The 16,994-nt window shown below is 66.0% G+C and carries 20 protein-coding genes; 18 read left to right on the forward strand and 2 right to left on the reverse strand.

Annotated features, from left to right (window positions below):
- Positions 1 to 4 precede the first annotated feature (4 nt).
- A complete protein-coding gene (locus ACSQ3S_RS20240; RefSeq protein WP_176651307.1) occupies positions 5 to 889 on the reverse strand; it encodes a FliM/FliN family flagellar motor switch protein in 885 nt (294 codons plus the stop codon).
- Positions 890 to 1,505: 616 nt separating this feature from the next.
- Between ACSQ3S_RS20240 and ACSQ3S_RS20245 the strand changes: the two genes are divergently transcribed.
- From ACSQ3S_RS20245 to ACSQ3S_RS20325, 17 genes are all read left to right on the forward strand, one after another.
- Positions 1,506 to 1,853, forward strand: coding sequence for a flagellar hook-basal body complex protein FliE (locus ACSQ3S_RS20245; RefSeq protein ID WP_176651308.1), 348 nt, complete (start codon positions 1,506 to 1,508; stop codon positions 1,851 to 1,853).
- A gap of 33 nt (positions 1,854 to 1,886) precedes the next feature.
- Complete coding sequence (gene fliF / locus ACSQ3S_RS20250) at positions 1,887 to 3,659, forward strand: flagellar basal-body MS-ring/collar protein FliF (RefSeq protein WP_176651309.1); 1,773 nt, start codon at positions 1,887 to 1,889, stop codon at positions 3,657 to 3,659.
- Positions 3,640 to 4,692, forward strand: coding sequence for a flagellar motor switch protein FliG (locus ACSQ3S_RS20255; protein ID WP_176651310.1), 1,053 nt, complete (start codon positions 3,640 to 3,642; stop codon positions 4,690 to 4,692). Before fliF ends, ACSQ3S_RS20255 begins: the two co-directional genes overlap by 20 nt.
- A complete protein-coding gene (gene fliH, locus ACSQ3S_RS20260) occupies positions 4,689 to 5,399 on the forward strand; it encodes a flagellar assembly protein FliH (protein WP_176651311.1) in 711 nt (236 codons plus the stop codon). Before ACSQ3S_RS20255 ends, fliH begins: the two co-directional genes overlap by 4 nt.
- Positions 5,396 to 6,706, forward strand: coding sequence for a flagellar protein export ATPase FliI (gene fliI / locus ACSQ3S_RS20265; protein ID WP_176651312.1), 1,311 nt, complete (start codon positions 5,396 to 5,398; stop codon positions 6,704 to 6,706). The genes fliH and fliI overlap by 4 nt, the downstream gene beginning before the upstream one ends.
- On the forward strand, positions 6,703 to 7,134 hold the full coding sequence (gene fliJ / locus ACSQ3S_RS20270; RefSeq protein WP_436143556.1) for a flagellar export protein FliJ: 432 nt from the start codon (positions 6,703 to 6,705) through the stop codon (positions 7,132 to 7,134). Before fliI ends, fliJ begins: the two co-directional genes overlap by 4 nt.
- Positions 7,135 to 7,236: 102 nt before the next feature.
- On the forward strand, positions 7,237 to 8,661 hold the full coding sequence (gene fliD, locus ACSQ3S_RS20275; protein WP_436143557.1) for a flagellar filament capping protein FliD: 1,425 nt from the start codon (positions 7,237 to 7,239) through the stop codon (positions 8,659 to 8,661).
- Positions 8,662 to 8,692: 31 nt separating this feature from the next.
- Complete coding sequence (fliS, locus tag ACSQ3S_RS20280; RefSeq protein WP_176651315.1) at positions 8,693 to 9,082, forward strand: flagellar export chaperone FliS; 390 nt, start codon at positions 8,693 to 8,695, stop codon at positions 9,080 to 9,082.
- A 31-nt stretch (positions 9,083 to 9,113) separates the two neighbouring features.
- A complete protein-coding gene (locus ACSQ3S_RS20285) occupies positions 9,114 to 9,392 on the forward strand; it encodes a hypothetical protein (protein ID WP_353403798.1) in 279 nt (92 codons plus the stop codon).
- Positions 9,389 to 10,948 carry a flagellar hook-length control protein FliK gene (locus tag ACSQ3S_RS20290; protein ID WP_436143558.1) on the forward strand — a complete coding sequence of 520 codons (1,560 nt, stop codon included), beginning with the start codon at positions 9,389 to 9,391 and terminating at the stop codon, positions 10,946 to 10,948. Before ACSQ3S_RS20285 ends, ACSQ3S_RS20290 begins: the two co-directional genes overlap by 4 nt.
- A 16-nt stretch (positions 10,949 to 10,964) precedes the next feature.
- Positions 10,965 to 11,453: a flagellar basal body-associated FliL family protein gene (locus ACSQ3S_RS20295; RefSeq protein WP_436143559.1), complete on the forward strand. Its 489-nt coding sequence runs from the start codon at positions 10,965 to 10,967 to the stop codon at positions 11,451 to 11,453.
- Between the two features lie 45 nt (positions 11,454 to 11,498).
- Positions 11,499 to 12,236 carry a FliA/WhiG family RNA polymerase sigma factor gene (locus tag ACSQ3S_RS20300; protein ID WP_176651319.1) on the forward strand — a complete coding sequence of 246 codons (738 nt, stop codon included), beginning with the start codon at positions 11,499 to 11,501 and terminating at the stop codon, positions 12,234 to 12,236.
- A 55-nt stretch (positions 12,237 to 12,291) separates the two neighbouring features.
- On the forward strand, positions 12,292 to 13,212 hold the full coding sequence (gene motA, locus ACSQ3S_RS20305; RefSeq protein WP_176651320.1) for a flagellar motor stator protein MotA: 921 nt from the start codon (positions 12,292 to 12,294) through the stop codon (positions 13,210 to 13,212).
- Positions 13,196 to 14,218: a flagellar motor protein MotB gene (locus ACSQ3S_RS20310; RefSeq protein WP_176651321.1), complete on the forward strand. Its 1,023-nt coding sequence runs from the start codon at positions 13,196 to 13,198 to the stop codon at positions 14,216 to 14,218. Before motA ends, ACSQ3S_RS20310 begins: the two co-directional genes overlap by 17 nt.
- Positions 14,219 to 14,258: 40 nt before the next feature.
- The gene (gene flgM, locus ACSQ3S_RS20315; protein ID WP_176651322.1) at positions 14,259 to 14,534 is read left to right on the forward strand and encodes a flagellar biosynthesis anti-sigma factor FlgM; all 276 of its coding nucleotides are present in this window, start codon (positions 14,259 to 14,261) and stop codon (positions 14,532 to 14,534) included.
- On the forward strand, positions 14,531 to 15,019 hold the full coding sequence (flgN, locus tag ACSQ3S_RS20320) for a flagellar export chaperone FlgN (RefSeq protein ID WP_413446614.1): 489 nt from the start codon (positions 14,531 to 14,533) through the stop codon (positions 15,017 to 15,019). Before flgM ends, flgN begins: the two co-directional genes overlap by 4 nt.
- Positions 15,006 to 15,779 carry a glycoside hydrolase family 73 protein gene (locus ACSQ3S_RS20325; protein ID WP_436143560.1) on the forward strand — a complete coding sequence of 258 codons (774 nt, stop codon included), beginning with the start codon at positions 15,006 to 15,008 and terminating at the stop codon, positions 15,777 to 15,779. Before flgN ends, ACSQ3S_RS20325 begins: the two co-directional genes overlap by 14 nt.
- On the opposite strand, the gene flgA is transcribed toward ACSQ3S_RS20325, so the two are convergent.
- Complete coding sequence (gene flgA / locus ACSQ3S_RS20330) at positions 15,760 to 16,470, reverse strand: flagellar basal body P-ring formation chaperone FlgA (RefSeq protein ID WP_353403793.1); 711 nt, start codon at positions 16,468 to 16,470, stop codon at positions 15,760 to 15,762. The two genes, ACSQ3S_RS20325 and flgA, sit on opposite strands and share 20 nt — an antisense overlap.
- A gap of 146 nt (positions 16,471 to 16,616) precedes the next feature.
- Between flgA and flgB the strand changes: the two genes are divergently transcribed.
- Complete coding sequence (gene flgB, locus ACSQ3S_RS20335; RefSeq protein WP_176651325.1) at positions 16,617 to 16,979, forward strand: flagellar basal body rod protein FlgB; 363 nt, start codon at positions 16,617 to 16,619, stop codon at positions 16,977 to 16,979.
- The last annotated feature ends 15 nt before the right edge of the window (positions 16,980 to 16,994 follow it).

Genomic DNA, 16,994 nt, shown 5'->3' on the forward strand with positions numbered 1-16,994 from the left:
CATGTTATTCGGCGTCTTCAAAAGAGGTTAAACACAGTTTGCCTTTGTGCTCGGTGACCGCGGCCGTAAACAGGCGGGAATCTTCGAGCAGGACGTCCGCGCGGTTCAAGCTGATCGGGATGACGTCGCCGACCTGCAAGTCGTACAGGCTGCCGAGCAGCACTTCCTTGCTGGCCAGGCGGCCCACCAGGCCGACCTGCAGCCGCTGCGCCAGCGGACTGGCGACCTTGGCTTTCTTGCCGCCGTCGCGGTCGCGCAACAGGCCGCGCAGCACGCTGGACATCAGCGTCTTGTCGAGCGCGAACCAGAACTGGCCGGTGGCGTGGCTGGCGACGTCGGCCACCGTGACGGCGATCACCCAGCTGCCCTTGGGCGGCTGCGCGCCGGGCGCCGGCTTGAATTCACTGTCGGCGGCGTCGGCCTGGGCCTCGTCGCCCTGGGCGGCCGGCTTGTCGATGGCGGGAAGGTTGAGTTCGATCCGGCCGGCCAGCGTGGCGGCCAACTGTTGCCCCAGCACCACAGCGAGGCGCTCCTCGGTGGCCGTCACGCGCACGGTGCTCTCGTCGGTGGCCGCGCTGTCGGCCTTGCCGCTGCCATAACGGAAGTTGAGTACGCTGAGCAACACCTTGCGCTCGAGCGAAAAGGCGATCTGACCGGCCGGCGCGGCAAAGCTGAGCCAGCGGCTGCGCACTTCGTCGCCCTCGAGCCGGGTGAAGGCGACGTCGTCGACCTCGAAGCCGCCCCAGTAACGGCGGTTCATATTCAGCCGCATGGCCTGGGCCAGGTCGTCGCGCAGTTGCGCCGCAAAGATATGCAGCAGATGGACGGGCCGCCCCAGCAGGCATGGATCCAGAACTTGATGTTGCGCTGTCTGTTTTGTGGTTGTCATGTTTGGGCCATGTCGAATTTCTTTGCTACGCCTCCATCATCGCACTATCCAGCTAAAAACTGGCTACTTCCAGTGCATTATTCGGGAATTTTTCCAATCGTAACGTAAGCGCGACGTTGGCGGTAGCGCAGGATACACACAGGATACATCAAAATTCACATTATTTCCATTCAACAATATTTGATCAAGTAGTGCCCGAGGGCAAATAAACCTTTACAAGAAAATTGCTAGCCGGTAAGCTATTCGCAGTGTCTGAGGTCTGACGCTGCTCCGCAACATACATGAATAATTGGCGCTTAGTGAATGTTTTATAACGATATTTGCCCTAGAAAAACAGTGCCGCGGGGCAAGCGCCCAGTGTTCATTTTCCAGCAACCTGCCGTCGCCTCCCCTGTTTTCAGCACCCCGCCGCCCGGCCGCCGCATTACATCGCCGCGTCCGGTTTTGACCGACAGCCATACACTATCTTTCTTACAAGACTGTGACATGCAAACCGCATGTGTAGCACGATAACCATAAGCCGCCATCGGATATGCATCAGAGAGCTTGCTGCTTTCCGGCAATCTCGATATGGTAGACATGTGGGACTAACGTTGCAAAAACGGGAGAAATCAAGATGAGTAACGGAATCTCGAATCTGATCCAGGCCGACCTGGCCGCGCTGACCAATGCCGCGAGCAACCTCGCCAGCAATACCGTCGCGCCGGCCGCCCAGTTCGCCGGCCACGGCGACACCCAGCCGGCCTTCTCCTTCGCCCAATCGATGAAGGACGCCGTCAGCAAGGTCAACGAGGCCGACGCCTCGGCGGCGCAAAAAATGTCCGACGTCGATTCCGGCGCCAGCGACGACCTGGTCGGCGCCATGCTGTCCAGCCAGGAAGCTGGCCTGTCCTTCTCGATGTTGATGCAAGTGCGCAACAAAGTGATGGGCGCCATGGACGAGCTCATCAAACTGCCGCTGTAACGGCGCACCCAGTTCAACGCGAAAGCCAACAACGTGATCAATCCCTTCAAGTCCGCCCTCGAGCGCTGGCGCGCGAGCCCCGCCGCCGTATCGCTGCCGCCCAACCTGCTGAAGAACCTGTATCCGGTGATGCTGCTGGCGATCGGCGTGACGGCGATGGTGCTGATGTACCTGTGGAGCGACCAGTCCGGCTACAAGCCGGTGTTCGGCGCGCGCGAGAAAGTCTCCGCCTCGGACATGATGACCGTGCTCGATTCCGACCACATCCCCTACCGCCTGCATCCGGAAAGCGGCCAGGTGCTGGTGCCGTCGTCGATGCTGGGCAAGGTGCGCATGCTGCTGGCCGCCAAGGGCGTGACCGCGCAACTGCCGGCCGGCCTGGAACTGATGGACAAGAACGACCCGCTGGGCGTGTCGCAGTTCGTGCAGGACGTGCGCTTCCGCCGCGGCCTCGAAGGCGAGCTGGCGCAATCGATCATGACCCTGGACGCGATCGCCCACGCGCGCGTGCACCTGTCGATCGCCAAGTCGACCTCCTTCGTGTCGTCCGACGGCGAGAAGTCGTCGGCCTCGGTGGTGGTGGCGCTCAAGCCCGGCCACACCATGTCGCCGGAGGCGATCGCCGCCGTCGTCAACATGGTGGCCGGCAGCGTCGCCAGCCTGAGCCCGCAGCGCGTCAGCCTGGTCGACCAGACCGGCAACCTGCTGTCCTCGCATGTCGACCTGACCGACGGCTTCGACGCCGGCAGCGCCAGCAACGAGAACGGCAAGCGCATCCAGGACGAGGTCAAGGCCAATGTGCGCAACCTGCTGGGCCCGGTCATCGGCGAAGACAACTTCCGCATGAGCGTGATGGCCGCCGTCGACAACGACCGGATCGAGGAGACGGTGGAGAAATACGGCGCCGATCCGAAAGTCACCAGCGAGGCGATGCGCGAGGAACAGGACCGCAACCGCGTGGCCATGGGCGTGCCGGGCACCCTGTCGAACCGGCCGCCGCCGGCCGACGCCAACCCGGCCAACGCCGCCAAGCCGGCCGCCGCCAACGACCCGAACAACCCGGCCGACGGCACCGCCCGCAAGAACGCCACCACCCGCCAGTACGCCTACGACCGCAGCATCACCCAGACCAAGCGCAGCCGCGGCCGGCTGGAAAAGCTCAGCGTGGCCGTGGTGCTGGCGCAGGCCGCCTCGCCCACGCCGAAGACCGGCTGGAGCGCCAACGAAATCGCCAACATCGACAAGATCCTGCGCAACGGCCTGGGCATCAACGCCGAGCGCGGCGACCAGCTGGTGGTGTCGGCGATGAACTTCCCGCCCAAGGCCGCCGTGGCGCCATGGTGGCAGGAACGCGACAACGTGGTCGACATCAGCTCCTACGTGATGTACGCGGTCGGCATCATCCTCGGTTATTTGTTGCTGCTGCGTCCGCTGATGCGCCTGGTCACCGTGCGCTTCGCGCCGGATCCGCGCGAGCTGCAGCGCATCGCCGGCGAGCGCCGCGCCGCCGAGCAGGCCGCCGTGGCCGCCGCCAGGGAAGCGAAGGAAGCGGCCGCCAAGGAAGCCGCGGCAGCCGCGCCGGCCATCGGCGCGCCGGGCACGCCGGGCGCCCCCGCGCTGCCGGGCGCCGCCGGCCAGCCGGGCATGCCGGTGGTGCCGCTGCTGGAAAACTACGATCTGCCTCCGCCGGGCTCGGCGGTCGACGTCATGGTCGACCACCTGAAAGTGCTGGCCGAAAAAGAACCGGAACGTGTCGCCGAAGTCGTCAAACAATGGATGCAGAAAAATGGCCGAACTCAACAATAACCCGCAGGACGCCGACGAAGACTACGCCGGCGCCGTCCGCAACGCCCAGCTGTCGCCGGTGGAGCAGGCGGCCATCGTTCTGCTGAGCATAGGCGAGGAGCCGGCCGCGGCCGTGCTGCGCTGCCTGACGCGCGAAGAGCTGCTGGAGGTGACGCAGGTGATGTCGCGCATGAGCGGCATCAAGGTCGAGTCGGTCAAGACGGCGATGCAAACCTTCTTCGACGACTACCGCCAGCAGTCCGGCGTGCACGGCGCCTCGCGCAGCTACCTGAAGCGCTCGCTGGACCTGGCGCTGGGCGGCGACCTGGCCAACACCGTGTTGAACAATATCTACGGCGACGAGCTGCGGCCCAAGATGGCGCGCCTGCAGTGGGCCTCGCCGAAGTGGCTGGCCGAATACATCTCCAACGAGCACGTGCAGATGCAGGCGGTGTTCCTGGCCTTCCTGCCGCCGGCGCTAGCCGGCCAGATCATCGACGCGCTGCCGCAGGAGGGCCGCGACCTGGTGCTGCTGAACCTGGCGCGCCTGGACGAGATCGACCGCGACCTGCTGCAGGAGCTCGACGAGCTGGTGGTGCGCTGCCTGTCCTCCTTCGATTCGCAGAGCACCAGCGTCGAGGGCATCCGCCAGGCGGCCGAGATCCTCAACCGCCTGCCGGGCAACCGCGCGCAGATGGTCGAGCTGCTGCGCGCCCACGACCCGGAAGTGGTGGCGCAGATCGAGCTGTCGATGTACGACTTCTTCATCCTCGGCAACCAGTCCGAGGTGGCGATCACCCGCATCATCGAGGAAGTGCCGCTGGAGCAATGGGCGATCGCGCTCAAGGGCGCCGAAGTGTCGATCCGCGACGCCATCCTCAAGACCATGCCGAAACGCCAGGCCCAGGCCTTCGAGGACATGATGCGGCGCGCCGGCCCGATGCCGATGTCGCGCATCGAGCAGACCCGCCAGGAAATCATGGCCACCGTCAAGGCGCTGGCCGACGTCGGCGAAATCGAGATTCAGCTGTTCGCCGAACAGGTGGTCGAATGAAGCAATTCCGCGCCTACCGCTTCCCGCCGCTGGCCCAGTTCACCAACCTCGCGCACCAGCGCGCGGTGGCGCAGAGCCACAGCCAGAACGGCGACGGCGGCGCCCAGTGGGCGGCCTCGGTCAGCGAAGGCTTCGAACAGGGCCAGCGCGACGGCTACGAGATCGGCCTGGCCCGCGGCCAGGAAGACGGCTTCGAGGCCGGCCGCGCCTCCGGCCAGGAACAGGGCCGCGAGGAAGGCCGCCACGAAACGCTGGTGGCCTACGACCAGATGGCGCGCCCGGTGGACGCCATGCTCAAGAGCCTGAAGAAGCTGCGCTCGGACTACCGCGCCGCCCAGCGCAAGGAAGTGGTCGACCTGGTGGCCAAGGTGGCGCGCCAGGTGATCCGCGCCGAACTGGCGCTGCAGCCGGTGCAGCTGATGGCCCTGGTCGAGGAAACGCTGGCGTCGATGCCGCCTACCCGCGAGGAAATCGACGTGTTCCTGAACCCGGAAGAACTCAAACGCATCGCCGAGCTGGACCCGAAACGTTCCAAGCGCTGGAACCTGATCCCGGACGCCCGCCTGGACGCCGGCGAATGCCGCATCAAGGCTGGCGACAATGAAGTCGATGCCGGATGTCATCAACGTCTTGCGGCTGTCATGGAACAGGTCGATAATCAACTTCAAGCTGCCGACGGCGGCGACGAACCGGAGAGCGAAGAGTGATCGCTGACGCCTTACGCAATCTCGAGCTGGGTTCAGTTCCCATGGCGACCCCGACGGGCCGCCTGGTGGGCGCGTCCGGTTTGCTGCTCGAGGCGGTCGGTTGCCCGTTGCACACGGGCCAGCGTTGCCAGATAGAGACAGTCGGCGGCGAATGGCTGGACGCCCAGGTGGTCGGTTTCCGCGACAAGCTGTCGTTTTTGATGCCGTTCAAGAAGGCCATCGGCCTGACCACCGGCGCCCGCGTGCTGCCCTCCCCGGAAAAAGTCAGCCTGCAGATCGGTTCCGGCTGGCTCGGCCGCATGGTCAACGGCCTGGGCGAGCCGATCGACGGCCTCGGCAAGCTGTCCGGCGACTTCCCGCTCGAACCGCTGCCGCCGCGCATCCATCCGCTGAAGAAAAAGCCGGTCACCGAGGCGCTCGACGTCGGCGTGCGCGCCATCAACGCCATGCTGACCCTGGGCAAGGGCCAGCGCGTCGGCCTGATGGCCGGCTCCGGCGTCGGCAAATCCGTGCTGCTGGGCCTGATGACCCGCCAGACCGTGGCCGACGTGGTCGTGGTCGGCCTGATCGGCGAACGCTCGCGCGAGGTGCGCGAATTCGTCGACATGTCGCTGGGCAAGGAAGGCTTGTCCAAGGCCGTGCTGGTGATCGCGCCGGCCGACGAAAGCCCGCTGATGCGCATCATGGCCACCGAACTGTGCCACTCGATCGCCGCCCACTACCGCGACCAGGGCAAGAACGTGCTGCTGCTGGTCGACTCGCTGACCCGCTACGCGATGGCGCTGCGCGAGGTGGCGCTGGCGCTGGGCGAGCCGCCGGCCACCAAGGGCTACCCGCCGTCGGTGTTCACGGCGCTGCCGCAGCTGGTCGAATCGGCCGGCAACGGCGAAAACCAGACCGGCAGCATGAGCGCGATCTACACCGTGCTGGCCGAGGGCGACGACCAGCAGGATCCGGTGGTCGACACCGCCCGCGCCGTGCTCGACGGCCACATCGTCATGACGCGCGAGCTGGCCGAACGGGGCCACTACCCGGCGATCGACATCGCCGCCTCGATCAGCCGCTGCATGAGCCAGGTCATCACGCACGAACACCTGATGGCGGCGCGCGCCCTGAAGGCCAGCATGGCCCGCCATGACCGCGTGCGCGACCTGATACCGCTGGGCGCCTATGTGCCCGGCGCCGACCCGGTTACCGACAAGGCGGTGCTGCTGCACCCGAAAGTCGAGGACTTCCTGTGCCAGGGCACCAAAGAAGAGGCGCCCTTCGCACCGTGCATCAACCAACTTGAAAAGCTGATGACATGAGCCACCACAACATCCGTAACCTGACCACCCTGGTGGCCCTGCGCAACACCGAAGTGGAGCGCCTGCAGACGGAACTGGCGGAAAAGGAAAGCCTGCGTGAACGGTATCAAAAGAACCTCGAGCGCCTGACCGGGCTCTACACCAACAGCGGCCCCAGCGGCGTTCTGCATCCCGCGCTGGCCGGCAACTGCGGCGACTTCAAGCAGGCCGTGATGCAGATGGCCGACAACCACCGCCTCGACCTGCACATGCACGAGGCCGACATGGCGGTGTCGCAGCAGGCGCTCAACACCGCCTGGGCCAAGCGCGAAGTGCTGGGCAAGGTGCTCAGCAAGCAGCAAAAAGTCGTGTTGCAGCAACAAAACACGCAGGAACGCAAGCAACATGATGAGTTGGCAACACAGCTATGGATGCGCGGCCAGAAGTGATAATCGCCGCCGCGAAAAAATAGTCAGGAATATTTTCATAGGGAAACGATTAAGGTCGCCTTATATCAGGGTACACTCAATCATCCTTCCAGGAGCACGATCATGGCAGTCATCAGCAGTCCTACCTACGACCCGACCACCACCGCCACCAACCTGGCCAACGCCTACGTCGCGCCATCGAAGGCGATCCTGGACCTGCAGTCGAACAAGGCCAAGGCCACCGACAGCGGGTTGACCACGCTCAACTCGGCGCTGACCGCCTTCCAGTCGGCCATGCGCGGCCTGGCCACCGGCACCAGCACCGTCAGCGCCAACTCGGCCACCTTCAGCAACACCGCGGTCGCCAACGCCACCGCCAATTCGAACGCCGTGGCCGGCACCTACTCGTTCTATGTCGAGCAGCTGGCCACCGCCGGCCAGGTGTCGTACAACGTGGCCGACAGCGCCGCCACCAACGCCGGCGCCATGAACGTGGTGCTGGCCGACGGCTCGACCTTCCAGGTCGACCTGGCCAACGCCGACAGCAATATGGACGGCCAGCTGTCCGCCAAGGAAATCGCCGCCGCCGTCAACATCGCCGCCAACAACAATTCGCGCGTGACCGCCTCGGTGATGACCGTCAACGGCACCTCCAAGCTGGTGCTGTCGTCGACCCAGACCGGCGCCGCCAACGCGGTGGCCTCGATCGACGTGTCCGGCCTCAACGATCCCGGCCTGCAGGCCAGCCTGTCGGCGCAGTCGACCCTGACCGCCGCCAACGACGCCATCGTGTGGGTCGGCGGCCAGGCCGGCACCAAGGTGCAGCAGGCCTCGAACACCTTCAGCGTGGTCGACGACGTCAAGTTCACCGTCACCTCGGCGCAGGCCGTCGGCGCGGCGCCGGTCACGCTGACCGTGGCGCCGGACACCACCGGCACCGTGGCCAATGTGCAGAAATTCGTCGACGCCTACAACGCACTGCTGACCTCGATCAAGACGCTGACCGCGGCGGGCGACCACACGGTGGTGCAGTCGAGCGACGCCAACGCCACGCCATCGCCGACCGCGGCCGACGCCGCCTTCTACAACGACGCCGGCGTGACCAACCTGCGCGACCGCCTGAGCAGCGCGCTGCGCGCGGTCACCGGCGGCAAGTCGCTGATCAGCTTTGGCATCTCGGCCGGCCGCGACGGCACGCTGACGGTCGATGCGGGCCGCCTGAACAAGGCCGTGGCCGCCAATCCCGGCTCGCTGGACACGCTGTTCGGCCGCGCCGGCACCGGCGTGCAGAGCGGCGTGATGGGCGCGATGGACAAGATCGTCAGCGGCTGGACCAGCGCCGGCACCGGCCTGATCGCGACCCGCCAGCTGACCAACAGCAAGCAGCAGAGCGACATCACGCTGCGCCAGGCCAACGTGCAGAGCCAGTTCGACAACGCCTACAAACGCTACCTGGCGCAATTCACCGCGCTGCAGCAGCTGCAGTCGTCGATGACCAGCACCTCGAACATGTTTACGGCGATGTTCTCGTCGTCCAGCAGCAGTTAACACAGTCAGTTAATCCATTACGGTGAACACCATGTTGAATCACGAAGCCTATAGCAGTTACCACTCGACCAACCTGGATGCCCAGGTGGCGCGCGCCTCGCCGATCGAACTGGTGCTGGTCCTGACCGACGGCCTGCTGGAAGAACTGGCGCGCGCGCGCGGCCACATCGTCGGCAAGCGCTACGAGCTCAAGGCCAACAGCCTTAACAAGTGCACCGACATCATCAATGGCCTGGCCAGCTCGCTGGACTTCGACAACGGCGGCGAAGTGGTGGAAAACCTGGGCCGCCTGTACGACTACTGCGCCGGCCGGCTGTACACGGCCGGGGTCAGCCTCGACCCGACCATCATCGACGAAGTGACGACCTTGTTGACCACGATTAAAAAAGGCTGGCTTGGGGTTCAGGCCAAAAATGGATAGACAGCGCACCCTGTTGCAGATGGCAAAAAAAATGAACGCCGCCATCGCTTCCGAGGATTGGAAGACGCTGGCGGCGCTTAACACGTTAATGGCCGCCACGCTGCCGCAAATGGCGGCGCAGGGTAAATGGAGTCCCGCCGAGATCGCCGCGCTGGCGGCCTTGCGCCAGCGGCACGAGGAAGCGACGCGCGTTTGCAACGAAGCCACCGAGGACCTGGGGCGCCGATTGCAAGAAATGCAAACCAACAAAGAGGGCTGGCTGGCCTATGCCCTCGACAGCGAACAAGCAGAAACCGGAATCCAAGCATGATGACACTCCCTAGCGCCTCGGCCTCGGCAAACGCCGCGAAAGCCGCCTCCTCCGCTCCGGTGGCCGCCAACAACGGTCCAGCCGACGGCGCGCCGGCGCCCGCCGCCAACGCCCGTGCCAACGACAAGCCGTCGACCGCGCAGAACAGCGACAGCAGGACCGCCGCCAAGCCGCAACAACCGCAACAACAGCCGCGCGCGCAAGCGGGCCAGCCGCCGCGTACGCAGGCCGGCCAGGACAGCCGCGACAGCAACACGGCCGCCGACGAAGCGCCGGCCGCTGTGACGGTACCGCTGTTTGCCCAACTGCTGGACCTGGCCGACCTGGCCGGCGCCAGCACCGCCGCGCCCGCAGCCACCGACAGCGACAGCACCGACACCAAGGCCGACAGCGGCGCCGGCACCGCCACCGCCGACGTGCTGCCCGCCATGTTTGGCGCCCTGCTGGCCACCGCCGCACCGATCGCCACCGCGCTGGTCAATACCGGCGCCAGCGCCGACACCGACGCGCCGCGTACCGACGCCATCAGCGCCACGTCGACGCTGAGCAATGCCGCCACCCGCTTGAACCTGTCGGCCGCCAGCGTGGCCGTCAACGCCGCGCCGCAGCCTCAGGCCGCCGCGCTCCAGAACGCCGACGCCGCCGCCGCGGCCGCCACCGCCGCATCGGCCGCCGCACAGACCGCCGCGCAAGCACCGGCGCCGGCGACCGCCGCTCCGGCCAGCACGCCGCAAAGCATCTACACCATGGCCAACAACGCCGCCCTGGGCGCCTTGGCGCAGCAGAGCCAGGCCGATGCGCCGGCCGCCGCCAGCAGTGGCAGCAACAACAGCAACACCCTCGCCGCCGACGGCGCCGCCCCTGCCCCCGCGCCGGTCCAGCCCGCGCCGGCTCCCGTGCTGACGGCCGCCTCCGGCGCCGCCTTCGCGCCGGCCGCGCAGCGCGTCGCGCAGCGCAGCGCCGATGCAGCCCCCGCCAGCGACACCGCCGCCACCACGACAGCGGGCGTTGCCGCCGTCAAGGATGACAGCGGCGCCAGCCGCGCCGCCGCGCCGGCGCCTGCCGCCACCGGCAACAACGTCGGCTTCAGCCAGAACGCGGCGGCCGCCACGCCGGCCGCCGCCATCGTCAAGCTGGCCGGCTCGCCAGAACAGTGGCAGCAGCCGCTGCGCGAAGCGCTGGGCGACCGCCTGCAAGTGCAGCTGCAGCGCAACAACGATCACGCCGTCATCCGCCTGGAACCGCCCAATATGGGCAGCATCGAGATCTCGATCCGCCAGTCCGGCGGTACGCTGCAGGTGAATTTGTCGGCCAATCACAGCGAGGTGGTGCGTCAGCTCAACACCATCGGCGACAGCGTGCGCCAAGACCTGTCGACCACCCGCCAGTTTGGCGACGTCGCGGTGACGGTCAGCTCGTCGCGCGCCCAGGCGCAGGCCGACGGCGGTGGCCGCAACCAGCAGCAGCGCGACCAGGACGAAGGCCGCACGCCGGGCCGCGCCCTGTCCGATGACGGCGCCACGTCCACCTTTGCCATGACATCCGAGCGGGAGTAATCAGTAGATGAAGAACATGAAAATGATCATAGCGCTGGTGCTGGTCGCCGTGATTGGCGCGGCGGTGGCCGGCGGCGCAGTCTGGTACATGGCGAAAGGTAGTGACGACACGGCGGCGGCGCCAAGCAAGGATGTCAAGAAGACGGCCAAGAAGGAAGAGAAAAAGGAAAGAAAATCGGACGGCGAGCCGCCCAAGTACCTGACGGTGGACAAGGTGGTCATCATGCTCAAGCGCCAGCCCGGCGACACGGTGACGCATTACATGTCGGCCGACCTGGTGGTGACCACCGACGCCAAGCGCGAGAAGGAAACCAAGGAAAACCTGCCGCTGCTGCGCAGCGTGGCGGTGCGGACGCTGTCCAACCTGCCGATGGCCACCGCGCAGCTGATGACGATCGACCAGTTCGCCGCCCAGCTGAACAAGGCGTTCGACGACGCCTACGAGCATGAGGGCCGGGAAAAACCGTTTTCGGAAGTCATGATCGGCAAGCTGATCGTTGAGTAGATTGCAGCACATATGAGCACGACGGAAGCGACCAGTGGAGCGGCAATGGCATATATAGAGCAATACGCGGACGCTTATGCCGAAAGCTACGGCGAGAACGGCCACGCGCCGGTCGCGCACAGCGTGGCCGACGAGCAAAAGCACCTGCTCGCCTATGCGCCGCTGGTCAAGCGCATCGTGCGCCAGCTCAATTCGCAGATCGCCGGCGCCATCGACCGCGACGACATGGAGCAGATCGGCCTGATGGGTTTGCTTGAAGCGCTGCGCCGCTACGGCGAGCCGGACGGCGCCTTCGGCAGCTACGCCAGCCTGCGCGTGCGCGGCGCCATCCTCGACGAACTGCGGCGCCAGGACTGGCGCCCGCGCGCGGTGCGCCAGCAAAGCCACAAACTGCGCGACGCCGTGCGCGCGCTGACCCGCAACCTGGGCCACGAGCCCAGCGAGCAGGAAATCATGAGCGGCCTGAACCTGACGGCGGAAGCCTACCAGGCTTACCAGATGGACGAGAACGCCGAACTGATCGCCAGCTTCGACGAAGTGCTGCAGGAAAGCGTCAGCAACGAAAGCGCGCCCAGCCCGGAAGACCAGCTGGTGGTGCGGCGCAGCCTGGAACAGGCGCTGCGCGGGCTCGACGAGCGCGAGCAGCGGGTGGTGCAAATGTATTACGAGTTCGAGCTCAGCTACAAGGAAATCGCCGCCGTGCTGGACCTGACCGACGCCCGCGTCTGTCAGCTCAACAAGGCGGCGCTGGGCAAGATGAGAGCAGTACTGCAGAGCGCCTGATCCAGAACGGGCGGCAGGGCAAGATTAGAAAAATGACGCGGAAAGGCGAATCATCATGCAGCAAATAGTCGGCATTATCATAGTTTTAGGCAGCGTCTTCGGCGGCTTCTTCATGATGGGCGGCGCCTTCCATCAAATCTGGCAGCCGATCGAGCTGATCGTGATCGCCGGCTCCGGCCTGGGCGCGCTGGTGATCGGCAACCCGCCGCACGTGCTGAAGGAAATGTTCACGCAGATCAAGAAGATCGTGTTCCGCAAGAAATACGACTCGGAATTCCAGCGCCAGTTGCTGCTGCTGATGTACGAACTGCTGCAGCTGGCCGCCGGCGGCCTGAAGGCGCTCGACGCCCACGTCGAGGCGCCCAAGGACAGCCAGCTGTTCCAGCGCTATCCGCGCGTGCTGGAAGAACCGAAACTGCTGGCCTTCATCGTCGACAACTTCCGCCTGATGGCGATGGGCAAGATCAACGCGCACGAGCTCGAAGGCGTGCTGGAGCAGGAACTGGAAGCCATCCACGAGGAACTGACGCAGCCGGCCAAGTCGCTCAACAAGATCGGCGAGGCGATGCCGGGCTTCGGTATTCTGGCCGCGGTGCTGGGCATCGTCATCACCATGGGCACGGTCAACGAAGGCGCCACCTCGGGCGAGATCGCCGAACACGTCGGCGCGGCCATGGTCGGTACCTTCATCGGCATCTTCTTCTGCTACGGCGTGCTCGATCCGATTTCCAACATGATGAAGCAGCTGGTCAACCAGGAAGCGTCGAACAAGGAATGCGTCAAGGTGGTGCTGGTGACCCATGTGGCCGGCAAGCCGCCGCTGCTGGCGATCGACGCCGGCCGCCGCCTGGTGCCGCTCAACATCAAGCCTAGCTTCGCCCAGCTGGAACGCTGGATCAACGACCTCGAGGGCCGCGACAGCGCACCGAGCGAAGACAGCTCACGCAGAGGAGGCCGCGGTGCTAAAGTCGCATGACAAGGGCCATGAGCAGACCATCGTCAAGCGCGGCGGCGGCAAGCACGCCCATGACGAGCACGGCGGCGCGTGGAAAGTCGCGTTCGCCGACTTTTGCCTGGCGCTGAGCTGCCTGTTCCTGGTGCTGTGGCTGATGGCGGCACGCAACACCGAGTCGCTGGAGCAGATCCTGACCGAGTCCGACGGCGCCAAGACCGACCAGGGCAAGGGCGTCATGCCCGAGCAGGTCGGCGGTCCGCGCGGCAGCCTGATCGACCGCTTCCCGATGCCGCACACTGGCAGCACCGAGGATCCGGGCGACGCCAAGGCCCGGGGCGAGGCCAACACCCGCCAGACCGGCGAGGATGCCGCCGTGATCGAGCCGGCCAAGGTCAAGTACGACAGTCCGAGCGACCTGGCCGCGCTGTCCAAGGCGCTGACCAGGATGAGCACCGAGGCCGGCCTGACCAGCAACCTCGAATCCATCATCACGCCCTACGGCTTGCGCGTGATGCTGCACGACACCGACCGCCAGGGCATGTTCGTGCGCGGCTCCGCCGTGCCGACCGACAAGTTCCGCATGCTGCTGCGCAAGATGGGCCCGCTGTTCCGGCAGATGGAAAACCAGATGCTGATCGTCGGCCACACCGATTCGCTGCAGTACGCCGACCGCAGCTACGCCGCCTTCTCGAACTGGACGCTGTCGGCCAACCGCGCGATGTCGGCCCGCTCGCAGCTGCTGGCCGGCACCATGAACCCGGAATCGGTGCTGCAGGTGGTGGGCATGGCCGACCGCGCGCCGCTCGACACCAAGCGCGCCGACGCCGGCGTCAACCGCCGCATCGAACTGCTGATCCTGACCACCGCGCAAGCGAAGTCGATCGCCACCATGTTCGGCATGCCGGAGAACTCCAACGCGCTGACCCAGGATGTCGACACGGCGCTGCCGGACGCCACGCTGCTGCAGAAGCTGCGCAGCAAGCTCGGCGGCGACAGCCCGTTGCGCGATCCGCGCCACAAAAAATAAAGTACGACGTATGGAAACCAAGCCAACCAGAGGCACACGTATGAGAATTTCGACAGGAAGTCCGGACGGCGTGGCCGTCCAGCGCGTGGCCGAATCCGCCGCGCCGGATGCGGCCGAGGCCGTCGCGCCGCCGGCGGTGCAGGCGCCGCTGCAATCGGCGGTGATGCAGCCGGCGCTGCAGGCGATGCGCGAGATGCCGGAAATCGACCAGGAAAAGGTCGACATGCTGCGCGACGCGCTGGCCAAGGGCGAGCTGCCGTTCGACCCGGCCAAGCTGGCCGGCCTGATCCAGCGCTTCCACGGGAGCGAGAAGTGACGCAAGAAGCAACACCGGGCGGCAAGGCAGCCAGCACCGCCGTCAGCACTCCGGGCGCCGCCCCGGCCACCCGGCAGGAAGCGATGAAGCAGCTGCTGGGCGGGATCGCGGAGGATTTGACCGGTTACCAGCAGCTGAGCGCCCTGCTCGAGCAGCAATTCGACGCCGCGCTGCGCCACCAGGGCCCGCGCCTGACCGAGGTGGCCGAGGCCATTTCGGCGCTGGTGGACGCGATGCAACAGCGCCGCCAGCAGAGAGTGGCGCTGGTACAACGTTTATTGGGGCCAACAGCGACCATGATGCAGGCTTTTGCCTTGCTGAAAAATGCGGCACGCGAGAGAATGGAAGCTGACTGGAAAACACTGGAACAGATGGTTATCGAATGCAAGCGTCTGGGCAAGCGCAATAGCGACTTGCTGGTGGAACAGTACAGCATCATGCAGCGCGTGCTGCATGGCGAGGAGCAGATTTATGCGCCAGCTTGACCGGATGCAGCCTACCGCACCGACCGCCGCAACCGTATCGAACGTCAGCCCCAGCCGCCCCGCCGCGGCAGCCGGCGGCTTTGCCGCGTCCGGCACCTTCGCCTCCACCTTCAAGCAGGTCCAGCATGACGTGGCCGCCTTCATCAGCAACGGCGGCGGCGGTTTTTCCAGCGGCGCCGCCGACGCAGGCGCTGCAAGCCCGGCCATGGCCCTGCAGACGATGGCGCTGCGCCACCAGGGCGCCGGCGCCATCGACGCCGGCTCCGGTGCCGACGCCGAGCTGCAACAGCAATTCCTGGCCTCGATCAAGCCGTGGGCGGAGGAAACCGCCGGCAAGCTGGGCGTCTCGCCCGACATCGTCGCCGCCCACGCGGCGCTGGAATCGGGCTGGGGCCGCAACCCGCTGCGCAAGGCCGGCATGGACACCAACAACCTGTTCGGCCTGAAGGCCGGCGGCAGCTGGCAGGGCGACGTGGCCGCCGTCACCACCTCCGAATACGAACAGGGCGCGATGCTGAAGAAGACCGAGCGCTTCCGCAGCTATCCGGACGCCGCCAGCGCCTTCCGCGACTACGCCGACATGTTGACCAGCAATCCGCGCTACCAGGCCGCGCTCAACACCGGCAGCGACGCGCGCGCCTTCGCCAGCGGCCTGGCCCAGGGCGGCTACGCCACCGACCCGGCCTACGCGGACAAGCTAAGCAAGCTGGCCGCGCAGCTGCAGCGCGGCGTCCACCGCGTCACTCCGTCGGGGGATTAGTGGAAACGGGCATATCGACAGGCTCCACTGTTGCCGCGCCCGTCACCCGGGCACGGATCACGGCGCCGTTGGCATTCTTCACCCGCACCATGCTGCCCTTGGCCCCGCCGTCCAGCGCCTCGCCGGCCATGCTGACCTCGATCTGCTCGCGGCGCGCGACGATGCGCACCGCGTCGCCGCGCTTGACCAGCGTCGGCGACGACAGCAGCGCCATGCGCAGCACCTCGCCGGCGCGCAGCGTGCGCCGCCCGCTCATGCCCACCACCTGCTCCGGATCGGCCACGCTGTCGGCGATGCCGGAGATGTCGTGGCGCTCCAGCAACACGTCCTCGTCGGTCAAAACTTTCCCAGCAGGCACATCGCTTGCAACTACGGCAATGCGCGCCGAGATCTGCGCGCGCACCACGAATTCATATCGCCAGCCGTCCTGGCCGGCGCAGACGGCGGCAAAACGCATGCGGCTGGGCAGCCGCGTATCGACCGCCTCGACTGACGCCGCCTGCCGGCAAGCGGCCAGCGGCCTGCTTCCGCGCACCACGCTGAGTTCAAATTTCGGTTCCACCAGGCCGCTGCTGTCGGCCCAGCGGGCGATGTGCTCGCGCGCCGCGGTCTCCACCAGCGCCGGCACCTGTTCGGCGGCGGTCGGTCCGGGCGCGCAAACGGCGTCAGAAAATATGCCACAAAACAGCATGATCGCGCCAAGACCGGTTACAATACTTTTGTTGAACATGAGCAATACCTCTACTATGATGTGCGTGCTTACACGGCCGCCATTCTACATGGGAGTCAGCGGTTTTTTCACTCATGCAATACGGTTTGTCACCTCAGGGGAAGAACATGGGCATTAACTTCAAAGATGCGGTAGGCATGCATGCCGACGCGCTGCATTTGCGCGCCGAGCGCACGCGCATCCTGGCCGCCAACATCGCCAACGAAAACACCCCTGGCTTCCAGGCGCGCGACATGGACTTCGCGGCCACGCTGGCCAACACCCAATCCGAGGCCAACGGCGATATCGGCGGCGACGAGGACAGCGCGATGATGTACCGCGTGCCCTTCCACCCCACCCGCGACGGCAACACCGTCGAGATCGGCGTCGAACAGGCGGCGTTCTCGCAGAACGCTTCCGATTTCCAGACCAGCCTGACCTTCATCAACATGAGCCTCAAGGGCCTGGCCAAAGCCATCAATGGACAATAACGGTCAATAAGGAGC

The sequence above is a fragment of the Duganella sp. LjRoot269 genome (genome assembly GCF_964254095.1).
GTDB lineage: Bacteria > Pseudomonadota > Gammaproteobacteria > Burkholderiales > Burkholderiaceae_D > Rugamonas > Rugamonas hordei.